The sequence below is a fragment of the Alphaproteobacteria bacterium genome (assembly GCA_030740435.1).
In the GTDB taxonomy this organism is placed as follows: domain Bacteria; phylum Pseudomonadota; class Alphaproteobacteria; order UBA2966; family UBA2966.
In genome coordinates this window covers 1-14892 of the sequence record JASLXG010000042.1, presented here as the reverse complement: position 1 = coordinate 14892, position 14892 = coordinate 1, and the positions used below count along the sequence as shown (strand labels likewise).

Here is a 14892-nt window from a genome sequence, read left to right as displayed (position 1 = left end):
GTCGTGCCCTCCTGTGCCCGTATTGGGCTTCAGAAATAGTAGATCACAAGCATCACCCCCAGCGCCATCACCACCACGGCGGCGGCGCGGCTGCTGCTGGCGGCGCGTGCGAAATGGCCCTGGGGGCCGTGCAGGCTGGCGGCCTGGCTCACAAGGCGGCCCAGCAGCCACAGCGCAAAGCCGCGAACGCTCTGGTCGATGCGTCCGCCCCAGCGCATCAGAACGCCCAACAGCTCGGGGGCCAGCCAGCGGTAGAACCAGTCGACGTCCAGCGTAATGGTCAGCGTCCGTTTCATCAGCGGCAGCAAGAGGAAGAAAGCCAGGCCCGAGAACATCAGGAGCTGCAGCATGTTGACCACATGGGGCACCGTATAGGGGGCGTAGTCGACGCTGAAGGGCAGCAGGGCATAAAGGTACTCCGGCCAGATCCCCAGCCCGATGCAAAAGGTGGCGAACAGGATCATGGCCAGCCGCATGTTCCAGGGTGGGTCCGAGGGTCGCATCCCCGAATCCTTTTGGAAAAAGACGAACCAGGGAAATTTGATGCCGGCATGAAGGAAGACCCCGGCCGAGGCCGCGGTCAGGAGGAACCAGGCAATGGCCAGGTGCTGGTCGGCGGCGGCCTGGGAGATCATCGACTTGCTGATGAAGCCCGAGGTTAGCGGGAACGACGAGATCGACAGCGCGCCGACGATGGCACACAGCGTGGTCAGCGGCATGCTTTGAAAGAGGCCGCCGAGATCGGTGCATTTGCGCTTGCCGGTCATGTAGAGAACCGATCCCGCCGACATCAGCAGCAGCGCCTTGTAGATGATGTGGGTGAAAGCATGGGCGGCAGCGCCGTTGAGCGCCATTTCGCTGCCGATGCCGATGCCGGTGACCATGAAGCCCACCTGGTTGACGATGCTGTAGGCGAGAATTCGCCGCATGTCGTTTTCCAGCAACGCATAGATGATGCCGTAGAACATCATGAAGCAACCGAAGAAGATCAGGATCTCCGCCCCGGGAAAGCCGCGCAGCAGCACGTAAACGGCCGTCTTGGTGGTGAAGGCGGAAAGGAACACGGTGCCTGAATAGGAGGCCTCGGGATAGGCGTCCGGGAGCCAGGCCGACAGTGGCGGGGCCGCGGCGTTGACCAGAACCGCGGCCAGAATCAGTCCGCATCCCAAGCTGTCGGGCTGCATCGCTTCGAAGGCCGTGGTTCCCGCCGCCGAGATCTGCAGGAAGATGCCCACCATCAGCAGCGAGCCGCCGAACAGGTGGACCAGCAGATATCGCATCGAGGCCCGGCGCACGCGCTGGCCGCCGGCCGACAGCACCACCACGGTCGCCGAAAGTGCCAGGGTCTCCCAGAAGATGAACAGCGTGATCAGGTCGCCGGCCATGGTAATGCCGATGGCGCTGCCGGCACTGACGTAGGCCGCGACCAACTCGAAAACCCGTTCCTGTTTGAGGGCGTAGAGACCGCCGGCGAAGGCCATCAGGGCAAAGATGATGGCGAACAGCCGGCTCAGCGCATCGACCCGCATGAACACGAGCTGATAGTCGAGAAGATGCAGGACGGTGCCCGAGCCGTCCGCCAATTGCCATACCTGCAACAGCACCACCAGCGGCAGCCCCAGAACGAGCAACGGTCGCAGGTGGCGGCCGCTCAGCGGCAGCAGGAAGGCGCCCAGTCCGAGGATCAGCGCCGGGGGAATGGCGTCAATCGCCATAGTAGGTGTCCTTGCGCTTCAGAAAGACCCCGATGATCTTGGCCCCGATCACCATGGCGGCGCAGGTGGCGAGGCCGTACCAGGCATTGAAGCCGAAGCTGCCGTCGATGCCGAAGGCGGGGTGGCCGTGAACCCGCAGGTCGGCGACGACCAGCAAGGCCAGGACAATGAGCCCGACGATCCACAGCCAGCGGATGGTCCGCGGCCGCACCAGCCAATGTTTCCTTGCCGTATCGTTCATGGTGTCACCACCAGGGTCATCAAGTGATGCAGCGGCTCGGGAAAAAGAAAGAGCACGATGCAGCCCAGGGCGCTGAGCGAAATGGCGATCAGGCAGGGTAGCGGGGCTTCCTTCAGGCCGCCCGTCCCCGGGCTGCCTCCCGGGCCCTCGCTCGGTGAGACGAAAAAGGCCCGCATGGCAAAGGGCATGAGGTAGCCGACACTCAGCAGCGAACTGGTCAGCAGCACGCCCAGCATGGCCATGCTATCGGCCTCCAAGGTTCCCAGCACCAGGTACCACTTGCTCCACAGCCCGGCCATGGGCGGCGCCCCGATGATGCTCAGGCTGCCGATCAGGAAGGCCGCCATGGTCACCGGCATGACCCGGCCCAGGCCTTTCATTTCGCTGACCTCGGTCTTGTGGGCGGCCACCATGATGGCGCCGGCACAGAAAAACAGCGTGATCTTGCCGAAGGCGTGCATGGCGATGTGCATGCCGCCGCCGATGGCGCCCAGGCCATTGGCCAGCATGGCGCCGAGCACGATGTAGGAGAGCTGGGCGATGGTGGAATAGGCCAGCCGGAGCTTGAGATTGTCCTGGCGCATGGCGGTCACCGAGGCGATCAGGATGGTGCCGGCCGCCAGGTACATGAGCCAGCGGCTGGCCTCGACCTGGCTCAGCAGATCGAGGCCGAAGATGTAGATCGAGACCTTGAGCACGGTGAAGACGCCGGCCTTGACCACGGCCACGGCATGAAGCAGCGCACTGACCGGCGTCGGCGCCACCATGGCCGCCGGCAGCCAGCGGTGGAAGGGCATCAGTGCCGCCTTGCCGATACCGAGGATATAGAGCACCAGCAACACCGAGATCAGCCCTGGCGAGGCCTTGCCGGCCAGGATGCCGCCCACTGTGAAGTCCAGCGTACCGGCCAGCGACCAGGTCCACAGGATGGCCAGCAACTGGAAGCCGATCGAGGTGCCCAGCAGGATGCCCAGATAGACGCGCCCCGAGCGCCGCGCCTTGTCGTCGCCCGAGTGGGTGACCAGCGGGTAGGTCGACAGCGTCAGCATCTCGTAGCAGAGGAAAAGCGTCAGCATGTTGGCGGCAAAGGCGACGCCGATGGCGGCGCTCAGCGCAATGGCAAACGAGATGTAGAAGCGCGTCTGGTTCTGTTCGCCGTGGCCCCGCATGTAGCCGATGGAATAGATCGAGGTGACGATCCAGAGAAAGCTGGCAACCAGGGCGAACAACAGCCCCAACGGCTCGACCTTGAAGGCCAGGGCCAGGCCGGGGAAGATCTCGATCAGCTCGAGGCCGGGCCGGGCCCCGGCCATCACCGGCCGCAGCAGCGACACCACCAGGATAAACAGCGCCGCCGCCGTCACCAGCGTCGCCGCCTCGCGATGGTTGGGATGGCGCCGCGCGGCAGCGATAAACAGCGCGCCGATCAGCGGCACCAGCACTGCCAGGCCGGTGGCCAAGGCGCCGCTCATCCCAGCGCCCCCAGCAGCAGCCCGGCGGCGCGCTCGGCGGTGTCCAGGGTGAGCGAGGTGTCGAGGCCGAAGTAGACGCTGGCCGCGACCAGCAGCCAGAGCGGTAGCAGCATGGCCAGCGGCGCCTCGGCCACGGCCTCGGCACCTTCGGGGCGGGGCCGGAAGTAGGCCGCCTCAACCACCCGCCAGATGTAGATTACGGCCAGCAGCGAACCCAGCAGCACCAGCACCGCCAGCGGCCACAAGCCCCGGTCGAAGAGGGCGCTGATCAGCGTCCACTTGCTCACGAAGCCCACCGTCATGGGTACGCCGATGAGGCTGAACCCGGCGATGACGAAGGCGAACATGGTCAGTGGCATCTGCCGGCCGATGCCGGCCAGGTCGTCGATGCGGGCCGAACCCAGACGATAGAAGACGGCGCCCAAGGCCAAAAAGAGCGCCGTCTTGGTCAGGGCGTGGTTGAAAAGATGCACCATGCCGGCCGTCATGCCGGCCAGCGTGAGCAGCGAGATGCCGAGCACGATGTAGCCGATCTGGGCCACCGAGGAATAGGCCAGCAGACGCTTGGCGTCTTGCTGGAAGATGGCGCTGGTCGAGGTGGCCAGGATAGCCACCAGGGCCAGGGCCATCAGCAGCATGGCCAGCGGCTGGCCGGCGAAGGCGAAGGTCGGGCCAAACAGCGTGAAGACGAAGCGCAGCAACAGATAAACCGCCACCTTGGTGGCCGTGCCGGCGAGCAGCGCCGTGACCACCGAAGGGGCATAGGCGTAGGCGTTGGGCAGCCAGAGGTGTAGCGGAAAGAGCGCTAGTTTCAGGCCCAAACCCACCGTGATGAAGGCGAAGGCGGCAAGCACCGGGCGGGTGTCGTGCAAAGGCCGGATGCGCTCCGCCATGTCGGCGATGTTGAGGGTGCCGGTGACCATGTAGATCAGGCCGACGCCGATGAGGAAAAAAGTGGCGCCGATGGTGCCCATCACCAGGTAACGGTAGGCCGCCACCAGGGCGCGGCGGTCGCGGCCCAGGCTGATCAAGGTGTAGCTGGCCAGCGACGAGATCTCGAGAAAAACGAAGACGTTGAAAGCGTCGCCGGTGATGGTCATGCCCAAAAGGCCGGTCAGCACCAGCACGAAGGCGGCATAAAAGAGGTGCTGGCGGTCGGGCTCGATCTCGCGGGCCACGGAGTGGCGGGCAAACAGCGCCACCAGGGCGGCGATGGCCGAGACGATCACCAGCACGAAAGCGTTGACGATGTCGAGGCGGTATTCGATGCCCCAAGGTGCCGCCCAATCGCCCAGGGCGTAAGAGATCGGCCCCGAGGCGTTGACTTGCAGTGCCAGCGCCAGGGACATCGCCAGGGCCGCCCAACAGGTCGCCAGGCAGAGCGCCCAGGCCAGGCCGCCGCGCCGCGCCAGCAGGCAAAGTGGCGCCGCCAGCAACGGGCCCACGACCTGCAGTGCCGGCAGGTGGGCGGCGATCACGGGGCCTGCTCCTGGCGCTCGATTTCGTCTTCCTCGATGCTGCCGTAGGCTTCGCGGATGCGCACCACCAGCGCCAATCCCAGCGCCGAGGTGGCGACGCCGACGACGATGGCGGTGAGGATCAGCACGTGCGGCAGCGGGTTGGAATAGACCACGCCCCCAGTGGCGTCCCCTGCGGCGCCCCCGTTCACGTCGGCGACGGCGATCGGTGCGGTGCCACCGTAGATCTTGCCCATGGTGATGTAGAGCAGGAACACCGAGGCCTGGAAGATATTGAGGCCGATGATCTTCTTGATCAGGTTGCCCCGCGCCATGACAGTATAGAGTCCGGCCATTAGCAAGACTACGAAGACCCAGTAATTGACGTGCCCGAGCCACTCCACGCTACTGGTCCCGGGCCACGAAGGCGAAAAAGATGGCCATCATGACGGCTGCCACGGTGATGCCGACGCCAAGCTCGACGAGCAGGATGCCGAGGTGCTGGCCGGCCACGAAATCCGCCCCCAGCGTGCCGTAGTCGAGGTAGGCACCGCCAAAAAACATCGTCGCCACGCCGACCCCGGCAAAAAGCAGGAGGCCAAGGGCTACGAAGGTCGAAACGACGCCAGGGGGAGCCACCCGCTGGACCGCTTCGAGACCGAAGATGAGGGCATAGAGGATGAACCCCGAGCCGAAGATGACGCCGGCCTGGAAACCGCCGCCGGGCCCGAAATCGCCGTGGAACTGCACGTAGAGGGCAAACAGCAGGATGAAGGGGATGAGCATCTTGGCGATTGCCCTAAGCACCAGGTGATGCCTCATGCCGAGGTCCCTCCGCCGCTCCCGGCTCCCTCGTCTGACTTGCCGCCGTCTGACTTGCCGCCGTGCGGCCGTCGCCTGCCCAGCAACAGCATGACGCCGATGCCAGCGGTGAAGATGACCGTCAATTCGCCCAGCGTGTCGTAGCCGCGATAGCTGGCCAGCACCGAGGTCACCATATTGGGCAGGCCCGTCTCGACCGGCGCCAGGGCAATGTAGCGGTCGGCCACGTGCTGGTGGATGGGGGCGCCTGGGTCGCCCAGCCGCGGCATCTCGAGGGTGCCCCAGATCAAGAGGCCGCCCACCGCCAGCGCCACCAGTAGCGGCAGCAGCGGCCGGCGCACCGGGATCCGCTCGCGGCTGTCGGTCAGGGCCAGGGTGCCCAACATCAGCACCGTAGTGATGCCGGCACCCACCGCGGCCTCGGTGAAAGCCACGTCGACGGCGTCGAGAATGACGAAAACCGAGGCCACCAACAGGCTGTAGATGCCGGCCAGCATGGCGGCGGCAATCAGGTTACGCTGCCAGATGATGGCCCCGGCGATGATCACCAGAAAGACCAGCAGGACGATGTCGACCAGGGCTACGATGGCGGCTCGCCTCCGTCGTCGCCGGCCGGCTGACGCATCCAGGGCATGACGCCCTTGCGGTAAGCCGCCTTGACCAGGGCGTGGGTCGAGGTGGGACTGGTGAAAACCAGGAAGAAGACGATGAACAGAAGCTTTACCGTGACCAGGGTCAGGCCGCTTTTGAGCATCAGGCCGGTGAGAATCAACCAAAGCGCCAGGGTGTCGCCGATACCGGCGGCGTGCAGGCGGCTGTAGAAGTCGGGCAGCCGCACGATGCCCAGGCCGCTGATCACCGCCAGCAGGCCGCCCAAAGCCAGCATGGCATCGCTCAGGAACTCGATCCAGAAGGCGCTCATGGCGGCCCTCCGGGCGGGTCACTGGTCTGGGGCCTGTCGTCCTCGTGCTCCAGCCCCGGATGGTGCAGGGCGCCGTGTTCGAAATATTTCTGCACGGCGATGGTGCCGATGAAGTTGATCAAGGCATAGACCAGGGCGATGTCGAGGAATTCCGGCCGCCCTGTCAAGAAGCCGACCAGCGCGATCAGCAGCATGGTGAAGGTGGCGATCGAATTGACGGCCAGGATACGGTCGAACACGGTGGGCCCGGCCAGGGCGCGAAAGAGCGCCAGCGCCATGGCCAGGAGAACGGCGATGGTGGCTGCCGATAGCATGGCGGCTCAGATCTCCACCGCCGTCGCCCGCCGGTCCATGGCGCCGCTCTCCAGGTCCTCGGCGGCCTCGGGCGTCAGGGCGTGGACCAGCAGCTCGCTTTGCTGCAACTCCACGGTCACGGTACCCGGTGTCAGGGTGATCGAGTTGGCGTACATCACCTGGGCCACCGGCGAACGCTGGCTGGCGTGCACGCGCACCATGCGGGGATCGGCGGTGCGGCTCGGCGAGACGATCAGCCAGGCCACCTCGAGGTTGCACTTGGCGATCTGGTAGGCCAGCCAGATCCAGTACCACACCGCTCCCGGACCGAGTTGGATGGGATGTCCTTCGTGGTCGACCACGTCCATGCGCTGGCAGATGGCCACCACGACGATAGAAGAGGCGGCGCCGAAACCAATTATCAGGGGAGAGTAGTGGCCGGAAAGCAAAAGCCACGTGGCGAATAGCGCGGCCGAGAGACTGATCACATGAACCAAAACCCGCCCTCTCGGCCGTTCTCCCGTTTAGCCCGGGGACAGAAAAATGCCCCCAAATGCGTTGCACCGACAATAGTATGGCCCCGGGTACGTGACCAGCCCGTATTTCTCGCTGTTTTGGCGCTTCTGTGGAGGACTATCCCCGAGTGAGAAAGGCGGATTGGCCCAAATCAGCGGCGAAAATGACGCGTCGGCGCTTTTTCCAGTCAATTGTTAATCTTGCGCTGTCGTGCTAGAGTCCGGCGACCAGTAACGGTGGTTGGAATGGAAGATGGGGGAAGGGGATCAAGTCACCGAGGATGATCGGCAAGACCCCGTTCAGTTCGCTGGCAGGATCAAGTGGTTCGATGCGGTAAAGGGCTTTGGTTTTATCACTCCGGGTGATGGGCAGGGAGACGTGTTCATTCATCTGTCCGCGTTGAGACAGGCCGGTTACGAAGGTATCGAGCAGGGCGCAACAGTGGTCTGCGAGGCGGTTCGCGGCCCCAAGGGGTGGCAGGCGGTGCGGGTTATCGAGGTTGATACAAGTACCGCCGAGGCCCCGGCCGAGATACAGCGCTCGGACACCGGTTCCCCTGACGGTGGCCGTTATCCGTCGATGGAACCCGAGGGCGACTTCTTCGAGGTCGCCGTCAAGTGGTTCAATGCGGACAAGGGGTACGGCTTCGTCACCCAGGGCGAGGGCACGCAGGACATTTTCCTGCACATCAAGATGCTGCGCCGCGTTGGCCTCGACGATCTGCGGCCGGGCCAGACGCTGATGGTGAGAACCGGTCAGGGGCCGAAAGGCCCGCAAGTGGCCGAAATCGATACCAGTTCACTTTAGCTTTTTGTCGCTCACGGCGGCTCCGCTCCGCTCCGCAGCCTGCGCGGGCGCGCCGCATTAGCGGCGGGTCGCGGTCGCTCCCGTTGCACCAAGACCAAGCAGCAAAAAAACACACTGTTGACGGCGCTAAGCCGTCCCCCGTGGGGGGGGCGGAGGCCAAGGGCGCGGATGCGCCCGCCCGGTGAGGGTCTAATCAAGACTCGTCCGCCCGGTGAGGGTCTACAAAAGCCCTCAACGCACTTCGACGGCGTAGGCCTCCACCGGCAGGGCCTTGGCGATCATGCCGTGGTGCTCGAGAAAGGCGGCGAAGCGGGCGTAGCGGTTGCGGTCCAGCGCCGCCGGACGCAGCGCGAAGCGGCTCAAGGTGTCGCGCCAGGCGCGGCGGTTGAGTTCGTCGTCGAGTTCGGGCCGGCCCTTGACGAACAGCGCCCAGCTCTCCTCGGGGTGATTGACGAGGAACTGGGTGCCGCGTTCCAGGGCATCGAGAAAGCTTCTCAGGCGAGGATCGCCAAGGCGCCCGGCCTGGGCCACCAGGATCAGTTCGTCATAGGCCGGCACCCCTTCCTCCTCGATGAAGAAGGCGCGGCCGGGCCGCTTGACGATGTCCATCTGGTTGAGCTCGAAGTTGCGGAAGGCGCCGATCACGGCGTCGACCTGGTCGGCGATCAGGGCCGGCGACAGCGAAAAGTTGACGTTGATCAGCTCGACGTCCGCCAGCCCCAGACCGTGGCGCTCCAGCATGGCCTTGAGCAGCACGTCCTCGAAGCCGCCGACCGAGAAGCCGATCTTGGCGCCCTTCAGGTCGGCGATCGATTTGATGGGGCCGTCGGCCAGCACCACCAAGGAGTTCAGCGGCGTCGCCACCAGCGTGCCGACGCGTCTGAGCGGCAGGCCCTGGGCCACCTGCAACATCAATTGCGGCTGGTACGAAACCGCCAGGTCGGCCTGGCCGGCGGCCACCAGCTTGGGCGGGTCGTTGGGATCGGCCGGCGCGATCAGCTCGACCTCGATCCCGGCGGCGGCGAAATAGCCCTTCTCCTGGGTCACCAGCAGGGTGCCGTGGTCGGGGTTTATGAACCAGTCGAGTATGACGGTGAGTTTGTCGCCGGCCTGGGCTGGCGGGGCCAGGCAGCCCAGTGTGCTGATGGTAACGAGCAACAAGGCAACAAAGCTGCGATGCAGTATCGCGGTCATGGCAATCATCCTTCCAGGGTATCAGCCTCGGCCTGCCAAGGGAGCGCACGGCGCAACATGGCATCGACGCTGAGGTAGAGCGCCACGGCAAAGAGACAAAGCGTCAGCAAGGCCGCGAACATGAGATCGATCTGCATGCGTCCGTTGGCGTGCAGCATGACATAGCCCAGGCCGCGGCTCGAACCCACCCATTCGCCGACCACGGCGCCGATGGGGGCGACGGCGGTGGCCACGCGCAGGCCCGAAGCCAGCGCCGGCAGCGCCGCCGGGATGCGCACATGGCGCAGAATGGCAAGACCCGCGCCCGGCCGCTCCGCGGTCATGGTGCGGGCGAGGTCGAGCCAACCCGGCTCGGTGCGCCTGAGCCCATCGAGGAAGTTGGCGGCCACCGGGAAATAGATGATCAGCGTCGCCATGACGATTTTCGAGGCCAGGCCGTAGCCGAACCAGAGCACCAAAAGCGGCGCCAGGGCGAACACCGGGATGGCCTGCGAGACCACCAGCAGCGGCAGCAACCAGCGCCGGGCCGGCCGGAACTGGCCGATCAGCAGCGCGCTCAACGCCCCCAACACGGTGCCCAGCGCCAGCCCGGCCAGGATCTCGAAGGCCGTCGTCAGGGCGTGCGGCAGCAAGTAACCGGCCCGGGCCAGCCAGGTCTCGGCCACCTGGACCGGCCCCGGCAGCAGGTAGGGCGGCAAGTCGCCGAGCCAGACCACCAGCTGCCATAGCGCCGCCAGTCCGGCGAAAGTCACCAAGCCGCGCAAGAAGGCCACGCCGCTCACGCCGATCCCCCCACGCCGAGCCTATGCAAAAGGTCCCGGTAGGCTTCGCCGCGGCTGACCCGGGCGGCGTCGCGGGGCGGCGGGCCGGCCGCTTCCAGCGGCGTTCCCAGCCGGGCCGGGCTGCCCTTCATGACGAAGATGCGATGACCCAGCCTGAGGGCCTCCATGGGGTCGTGAGTGACCAGCAGCACGGTGCGCCCGGCCAGCAATTCGGCCGCCAGGTCCTGAAGTTTCAAGCGGGTGAGGGCGTCGAGCGAGGAAAAGGGCTCGTCCATCAGCACGATGGGCCGGTCCTCCATCAGCGTCCGGGCCAAGGCCAGGCGCTGGCGCTCGCCACCCGACAGCATCGCCGGCCGGTCCTTTTGGCGATCCTCGAGGCCGACCCGGGCCAGCAACTCATCGGCCCGTGCCCGGTCGGGCTTGTCGCCCCTGAGGCGGGCGCCGAGGGTCACGTTGTCGCGCCCCGAAAGCCAGGGCAGCAACAGATCGCGCTGATCCATGTAGGCGCTGCGGCCGGCCAGCGGGCCGCCATCGTCGCATTGCACGCAACCCGTGGGCGCCGGGCCGAGCCCGGCCAGGAGGCGCAAGAGGCTCGATTTGCCCACCCCCGAAGGGCCCAGCAGGCAGGTCGTCAGGCCGCCCGCGAGTTCGAGTTCGAGTTCCTCGAACAGCACCTGGCCGCCCAGCGTCAGCGTAACGCCGTCAAGGCGTACGCCGGGCCTGGCGCTGCTGGCCGTTGGACTGGGAGGGGGTGAGCTGGGCATGAACCACTATCCCTACGCCGGCATGATCCGGATCAGGTGCAAGGGGTCGTTCCGCTCGGAAAGCCTCTCAGCTGGTTGGTCCAGCTCCCCCCAGTGTCGCTGGAAATCATAGACCCGGCCGGCGGGAATACAAGGGCGGGCAATTGGGTTATACCCTGGGACCATGATTCGAACAGCCTTGGCCTTCGTATTGCTGCTCATTGCCGTGGCGCCGGCCGGCGCCGCCGGGCCGCCGACCTCGGAGCTGGTCATCGTCACCTCCGAGGGCCGCCACGCCTTCACCATCGAGCTTGCCGCCAGCCCCCAGGACCGGGCCCGCGGCCTGATGTACCGGCGCTCGCTGGCCCCCGACGCCGGCATGCTGTTCGACTACGGCGCGCCGCTGCGCATCAGTATGTGGATGAAGAACACCTTCATCCCGCTGGACATGATCTTCATCTCCGCCGATGGCGCCATCAGCCACATCGTCCAGCGCACCGTGCCCCATTCGCTGGCCACCATCGAGGCGCCCATGCCGGCCCGGGCCGTGCTCGAAGTCAATGGCGGCACGGCCGCCCGGCTCGGCATTGCCGTCGGCGACCGCGTGCGGCACGCGCTGTTTGGCGCCCCCTGACATGAGGGAGAGCGAATTCAGCCCGCCGCCGGGTTTCACGCCGATCGATCATTCGCGCTTTTGCGCCACCATCGGGCCGATCTTCGAGCGCCGCGACAGCGACGCCGCCGACGCCGCCGAGGTCCACCGCGCCTTCCGGGCCGAGGAAAGGCACACCAATGCCGGCGGCGTGGTGCACGGCGGCATGCTGTCGACCTTCGCTGACGTGCTGCTGGGCCAGGCCGCCTGGCAGGCCGCTCGGAAACCGCTGGTAACGGTGCGTCTGGTCAACGATTTTATCGCCCCGGCCCGGCCCGGCGATTGGGTCGAAGGCCGGGCCTGGCCGACACGGGTGGGCCGCACCATGGTTTTCGTGGCCGGCGAGGTTCGCGTGGCCGGCAAGGTCATCATGACGATCACGGGGAACTTCAAGCCCATCGAGCGCAAAGCCAAGCAGGGGAGCGAAGCGGAATGACACGACTGGCCGAGAGATCCGCCCTGGTCACGGGTGCGAGCCGCGGCATCGGTCGCGCCGTGGCGCTGGCCTTTGCCAGGGAGGGCGCGAAGGTGGCTGTGACGGCCCGCAGTGCGGGGGCGCTCGACGACCTGGTGGCCGAGATCGAAAGCGCCGGCGGTGCGGCCCTGGCCATCGCCGCCGATCTCGGCAACGAGGCCGAAATCGCACCCATCGCCGAGGCCACGGCGGCGCGCTTCGGCGCCATCGACATCCTGGTCAACAATGCCGCCATCATCCATCCGCGCATCGATCTGGTGGACTTCGACCCCGTTCTCTGGCGCCAGGTCATCGACGTCAATCTGACCGCCGCGGCGCTGCTGACCAAGGCCGTGCTGCCCGGCATGATCGAGCGCCAGAGCGGCAAGATCATCAACCTCTCCAGCATCGGCGGCCGCCAGGGCGGCAGGGGACGCAGCGCCTACCGGGTGACCAAGGCGGCGCTCATCAACCTCAGCGAAAGCGTCGCCGCCGAGGTCAAGCGCCATGGCATCGACGTCACCTGCATCTGCCCCGGCGGCGTCGACACCGAGGGCTACCGCGAGGCCTTCCAAAGCCAGGGCCGCGAGCAAAACCCCCGCCTCATGGAGCCGGCCGAAATCGCCGAATTGGCAGTATTCCTGGCCTCGGACGCCTCGAGCGCCGTAACCGGCACGGCCATCGATGCCTTTGGCGGGACGAACCCGTTGTTCGGCAGGGGGTAAGGTTTGCCGGGGTTTCGCCGATCTGCTAGAACGCCCTGGCTGGCAAAGGCTTTGCAGCCGCTCGGGGAGTGGCGCAGCTTGGTAGCGCACCTGCTTTGGGAGCAGGGCCCAACGCAAATCTCCGCAAACGCCGGCTAACATCTTCATCCCGAAAAAACGGTACGTGCTTGTGGGTTAGCTGCATTTACGCTAACATGCGCAAACACCCTAGCACGCGTATTTGTGTTGCCCCAGTGTTGCCCCAGATCGGAATGGGCCGGTGACAGCAGGTGCGCTGGAGCGCATCTGCTATGCCGACAGAGAAGCTCACCACCAAGTGCATCGAGGGCATCAAACCGCCGGCCGCGGACAGGGTCGATTACTTCGACGCGATCCTGCCCGGACTGTCCCTGAGGGTGACCAGGGCCGGGGCCAAGTCGTGGGTTGCTTACTACCGCAGCCCCCTCGAGCGAGACCGCAAGGGCCGCCCCAAACTTCGGCGGCACACCCTGGGCAGGTTCCCGCGCCTGAAGCTGTCTGAGGCCCGCGAGGAAGCGCGACAGATCCTCCGGCGGGTCGAAGAGGGCGAGGACCCGCAGAAAGAAAAGACGGACGCCAAGCGCCAGCGGGGTGCGTCGTTGCCGGACCCGGTGACGGTCGAGGAGGGGGTCCGCAGGTACGTCGAGGATCACGTCAAGGTTCACAACAAGCCGCGGCGGCAGGCCAGCGGGAAAGAGGTTTGGGAGCGCGAACAACTTCTTGAGCGCGATGTCATCACCTTTTTGGGCGGCAAGCGGATTACGGAACTGCGCCGCAAGGACGTGCTGGCCATGCACCGTGGCATCGCAAAGGCATCGGGCCTAACGACGGCTGATCGGGCTGCCGAGGCGCTGAGGGCGGCCCTAAATTGGCTGGATGATGAAGAGCTTGTAGATGGTGTGCCGGGGATCAGGTTGCGGAGCAAGGCGAAGGGGCCGGCCGCCTCGAGGCATCGCCACCTGACGGACGACGAGATCCGGGCATTGTGGGATGCGCTGGGCGATGAAGGCGGAGCGTTCGCCGGCATCGTCCAGATACTTCTGTTGACTGGTCAGCGCCGCAACGAGGTGGCTGGGATGCGGTGGGCCGAACTCGACATCGACAACGCCATGTGGAGTTTACCGCCGGGGCGCACCAAAAACGGACTGCCCCACCTGGTGCCCATGTCCCAGCCGGTGATCGAGATTGTCGAGGCACGGGACCACATCGGCGAATATGTTTTCACGACAACGGGTGTCACCCCGTTCAGCGGCTTCTCACGCTGCAAGGCGCGGGTTGACAGGAGGATGGGCGATAGGGATTGGGTGTTGCACGACTTGCGCCGGACTTTCGTCACCCGTCTCAATGAGCTCGGGGTCCAGCCACACATAGTCGAGGCGGCCGTCAACCACATCACCGGCGTGGCCAAGGCTGGTGTGGCCGGCATCTACAACCACGCCCAGTATCTGGACGAAAGGGCGATGGCGCTCACCCGATGGGCGGACACGCTTCTTGGTATTGTTGGCGAGGGCAGCGGGGGCATAGTCCTCGAGCTTCGACAGCGAGGGCAGGGCGATGTCTAAGGGCAGGGCCGGGATCACTGGAGCGGTTTGGTCACCTGTGCCGTTCGAGATTTATGAAGATGAATGGCCGGTCATCATTGGCTACTTGGAAGAGGCCAGGGGTGAGGGGTTGTCGGAGGGTTTGAAAGCCGAGGTCCGCGAACGGGTGAATAAGGCTATCGCTGATTATCAGGGGCAGCGCAAAGAGGGACTGCCACCAACAGAAGCCGAGCAACGGAGCAAGATCAAGCGCATTGTCCGTCATCAAAACATTCGGGACTGTTGAGCCTATTTTTTACCGGAGGATCTGGCTCATCTTGGTTTGATGTTAAGCCGCTTGTCGTTGATGGTTCAAGCAGCGTTTTTGAACGGTCCGTTTTTTGATCTTCTCTCTCCTTTCGATGATGGCGGTGCGCCGCCCTAAGTAGGCATCGGCGGGTGTTGCGTCGGGACGTCCCGGCGCAACCGCGCTATCCCCATCACCTCAATGGAAATAGGCGCCGCCGTCCACCACAAGGGTCTGGCCGGTCATGAATG

General features: G+C 65.5%; 19 protein-coding genes and 1 riboswitch. Of the genes, 6 read left to right on the top strand and 13 right to left on the bottom strand.

The genetic code is table 11. The features are described 5' to 3' along the window. Window positions 1-29: 29 nt before the first annotated feature. The 10 genes from QGG75_05150 to QGG75_05105 are packed head-to-tail and all read right to left on the bottom strand — an operon-like array spanning window position 30 to window position 7411. Window positions 30-1715: a Na(+)/H(+) antiporter subunit D gene (locus QGG75_05150; protein MDP6066629.1), complete on the bottom strand. Its 1686-nt coding sequence runs from the start codon at window positions 1713-1715 to the stop codon at window positions 30-32. Then, a complete protein-coding gene (locus tag QGG75_05145; protein ID MDP6066628.1) occupies window positions 1705-1956 on the bottom strand; it encodes a hypothetical protein in 252 nt (83 codons plus the stop codon). The genes QGG75_05150 and QGG75_05145 overlap by 11 nt, the downstream gene beginning before the upstream one ends. Beyond that, window positions 1953-3428 (bottom strand): proton-conducting transporter membrane subunit, encoded by a 1476-nt coding sequence (locus tag QGG75_05140; protein ID MDP6066627.1) that lies wholly within the window; start codon window positions 3426-3428, stop codon window positions 1953-1955. Before QGG75_05140 ends, QGG75_05145 begins: the two co-directional genes overlap by 4 nt. Beyond that, window positions 3425-4903, bottom strand: a complete 1479-nt coding sequence (locus QGG75_05135) for a monovalent cation/H+ antiporter subunit D family protein (GenBank protein ID MDP6066626.1) — start codon at window positions 4901-4903, stop codon at window positions 3425-3427. The genes QGG75_05140 and QGG75_05135 overlap by 4 nt, the downstream gene beginning before the upstream one ends. Beyond that, complete coding sequence (locus QGG75_05130) at window positions 4903-5289, bottom strand: cation:proton antiporter subunit C (protein MDP6066625.1); 387 nt, start codon at window positions 5287-5289, stop codon at window positions 4903-4905. Before QGG75_05130 ends, QGG75_05135 begins: the two co-directional genes overlap by 1 nt. 1 nt (window position 5290) lies before the next feature. Then, entirely contained in the window at window positions 5291-5707 is a 417-nt protein-coding gene (locus tag QGG75_05125; protein ID MDP6066624.1) for a Na(+)/H(+) antiporter subunit B, read from the bottom strand. Further along, a complete protein-coding gene (locus tag QGG75_05120) occupies window positions 5704-6255 on the bottom strand; it encodes a DUF4040 domain-containing protein (protein MDP6066623.1) in 552 nt (183 codons plus the stop codon). The genes QGG75_05125 and QGG75_05120 overlap by 4 nt, the downstream gene beginning before the upstream one ends. A gap of 32 nt (window positions 6256-6287) precedes the next feature. Then, window positions 6288-6629 (bottom strand): monovalent cation/H(+) antiporter subunit G, encoded by a 342-nt coding sequence (mnhG, locus tag QGG75_05115; GenBank protein MDP6066622.1) that lies wholly within the window; start codon window positions 6627-6629, stop codon window positions 6288-6290. Next, window positions 6626-6943: a cation:proton antiporter gene (locus QGG75_05110; GenBank protein MDP6066621.1), complete on the bottom strand. Its 318-nt coding sequence runs from the start codon at window positions 6941-6943 to the stop codon at window positions 6626-6628. Before QGG75_05110 ends, mnhG begins: the two co-directional genes overlap by 4 nt. 6 nt (window positions 6944-6949) lie before the next feature. Then, window positions 6950-7411: a Na+/H+ antiporter subunit E gene (locus tag QGG75_05105; GenBank protein ID MDP6066620.1), complete on the bottom strand. Its 462-nt coding sequence runs from the start codon at window positions 7409-7411 to the stop codon at window positions 6950-6952. Window positions 7412-7679: 268 nt separating this feature from the next. On the opposite strand from QGG75_05105, the gene QGG75_05100 reads away from it, so the two are divergent. Then, window positions 7680-8246, top strand: a complete 567-nt coding sequence (locus tag QGG75_05100; GenBank protein ID MDP6066619.1) for a cold shock domain-containing protein — start codon at window positions 7680-7682, stop codon at window positions 8244-8246. Between the two features lie 231 nt (window positions 8247-8477). Here the strand turns inward: QGG75_05100 and QGG75_05095 are convergent, their stop codons facing one another. The 3 genes from QGG75_05095 to QGG75_05085 all read right to left on the bottom strand — a co-directional run bounded on the left by QGG75_05095 (window position 8478) and on the right by QGG75_05085 (window position 10986). After that, window positions 8478-9440, bottom strand: a complete 963-nt coding sequence (locus QGG75_05095) for an ABC transporter substrate-binding protein (GenBank protein ID MDP6066618.1) — start codon at window positions 9438-9440, stop codon at window positions 8478-8480. A 5-nt stretch (window positions 9441-9445) separates the two neighbouring features. Continuing rightward, window positions 9446-10213 carry an ABC transporter permease gene (locus QGG75_05090; protein ID MDP6066617.1) on the bottom strand — a complete coding sequence of 256 codons (768 nt, stop codon included), beginning with the start codon at window positions 10211-10213 and terminating at the stop codon, window positions 9446-9448. Window positions 10214-10218: 5 nt separating this feature from the next. Continuing rightward, window positions 10219-10986, bottom strand: a complete 768-nt coding sequence (locus QGG75_05085; protein ID MDP6066616.1) for an ABC transporter ATP-binding protein — start codon at window positions 10984-10986, stop codon at window positions 10219-10221. Further along, window positions 10979-11087, bottom strand: a riboswitch (TPP riboswitch). It overlaps the preceding gene by 8 nt. Before the next feature lie 62 nt (window positions 11088-11149). Here QGG75_05085 and QGG75_05080 point away from each other — a divergent pair. The 5 genes from QGG75_05080 to QGG75_05060 all read left to right on the top strand — a co-directional run bounded on the left by QGG75_05080 (window position 11150) and on the right by QGG75_05060 (window position 14641). Continuing rightward, window positions 11150-11599 carry a DUF192 domain-containing protein gene (locus tag QGG75_05080; GenBank protein MDP6066615.1) on the top strand — a complete coding sequence of 150 codons (450 nt, stop codon included), beginning with the start codon at window positions 11150-11152 and terminating at the stop codon, window positions 11597-11599. Between the two features lies 1 nt (window position 11600). Beyond that, complete coding sequence (locus QGG75_05075) at window positions 11601-12053, top strand: PaaI family thioesterase (GenBank protein ID MDP6066614.1); 453 nt, start codon at window positions 11601-11603, stop codon at window positions 12051-12053. Further along, entirely contained in the window at window positions 12050-12796 is a 747-nt protein-coding gene (locus tag QGG75_05070; protein MDP6066613.1) for an SDR family oxidoreductase, read from the top strand. The genes QGG75_05075 and QGG75_05070 overlap by 4 nt, the downstream gene beginning before the upstream one ends. Window positions 12797-13086: 290 nt before the next feature. Continuing rightward, window positions 13087-14376 (top strand): integrase arm-type DNA-binding domain-containing protein, encoded by a 1290-nt coding sequence (locus QGG75_05065; protein MDP6066612.1) that lies wholly within the window; start codon window positions 13087-13089, stop codon window positions 14374-14376. 37 nt (window positions 14377-14413) lie between these two features. Further along, a complete protein-coding gene (locus QGG75_05060; protein ID MDP6066611.1) occupies window positions 14414-14641 on the top strand; it encodes a hypothetical protein in 228 nt (75 codons plus the stop codon). The last annotated feature ends 251 nt before the right edge of the window (window positions 14642-14892 follow it).

Bases quoted from the DNA above. Each gene is read 5' to 3' on its own strand.
- QGG75_05150 (MDP6066629.1), bottom strand. From the start codon at position 1,715: ATGGCGATTGACGCCATTCCCCCGGCGCTGATCCTCGGACTGGGCGCC.
- QGG75_05145 (MDP6066628.1), bottom strand. From the start codon at position 1,956: ATGAACGATACGGCAAGGAAACATTGGCTGGTGCGGCCGCGGACCATC.
- QGG75_05140 (MDP6066627.1), bottom strand. From the start codon at position 3,428: ATGAGCGGCGCCTTGGCCACCGGCCTGGCAGTGCTGGTGCCGCTGATC.
- QGG75_05125 (MDP6066624.1), bottom strand. From the start codon at position 5,707: ATGAGGCATCACCTGGTGCTTAGGGCAATCGCCAAGATGCTCATCCCC.
- mnhG (MDP6066622.1), bottom strand. From the start codon at position 6,629: ATGAGCGCCTTCTGGATCGAGTTCCTGAGCGATGCCATGCTGGCTTTG.
- QGG75_05110 (MDP6066621.1), bottom strand. From the start codon at position 6,943: ATGCTATCGGCAGCCACCATCGCCGTTCTCCTGGCCATGGCGCTGGCG.
- QGG75_05095 (MDP6066618.1), bottom strand. From the start codon at position 9,440: ATGACCGCGATACTGCATCGCAGCTTTGTTGCCTTGTTGCTCGTTACC.
- QGG75_05085 (MDP6066616.1), bottom strand. From the start codon at position 10,986: ATGCCCAGCTCACCCCCTCCCAGTCCAACGGCCAGCAGCGCCAGGCCC.
- QGG75_05080 (MDP6066615.1), top strand. From the start codon at position 11,150: ATGATTCGAACAGCCTTGGCCTTCGTATTGCTGCTCATTGCCGTGGCG.
- QGG75_05075 (MDP6066614.1), top strand. From the start codon at position 11,601: ATGAGGGAGAGCGAATTCAGCCCGCCGCCGGGTTTCACGCCGATCGAT.
- QGG75_05070 (MDP6066613.1), top strand. From the start codon at position 12,050: ATGACACGACTGGCCGAGAGATCCGCCCTGGTCACGGGTGCGAGCCGC.
- QGG75_05065 (MDP6066612.1), top strand. From the start codon at position 13,087: ATGCCGACAGAGAAGCTCACCACCAAGTGCATCGAGGGCATCAAACCG.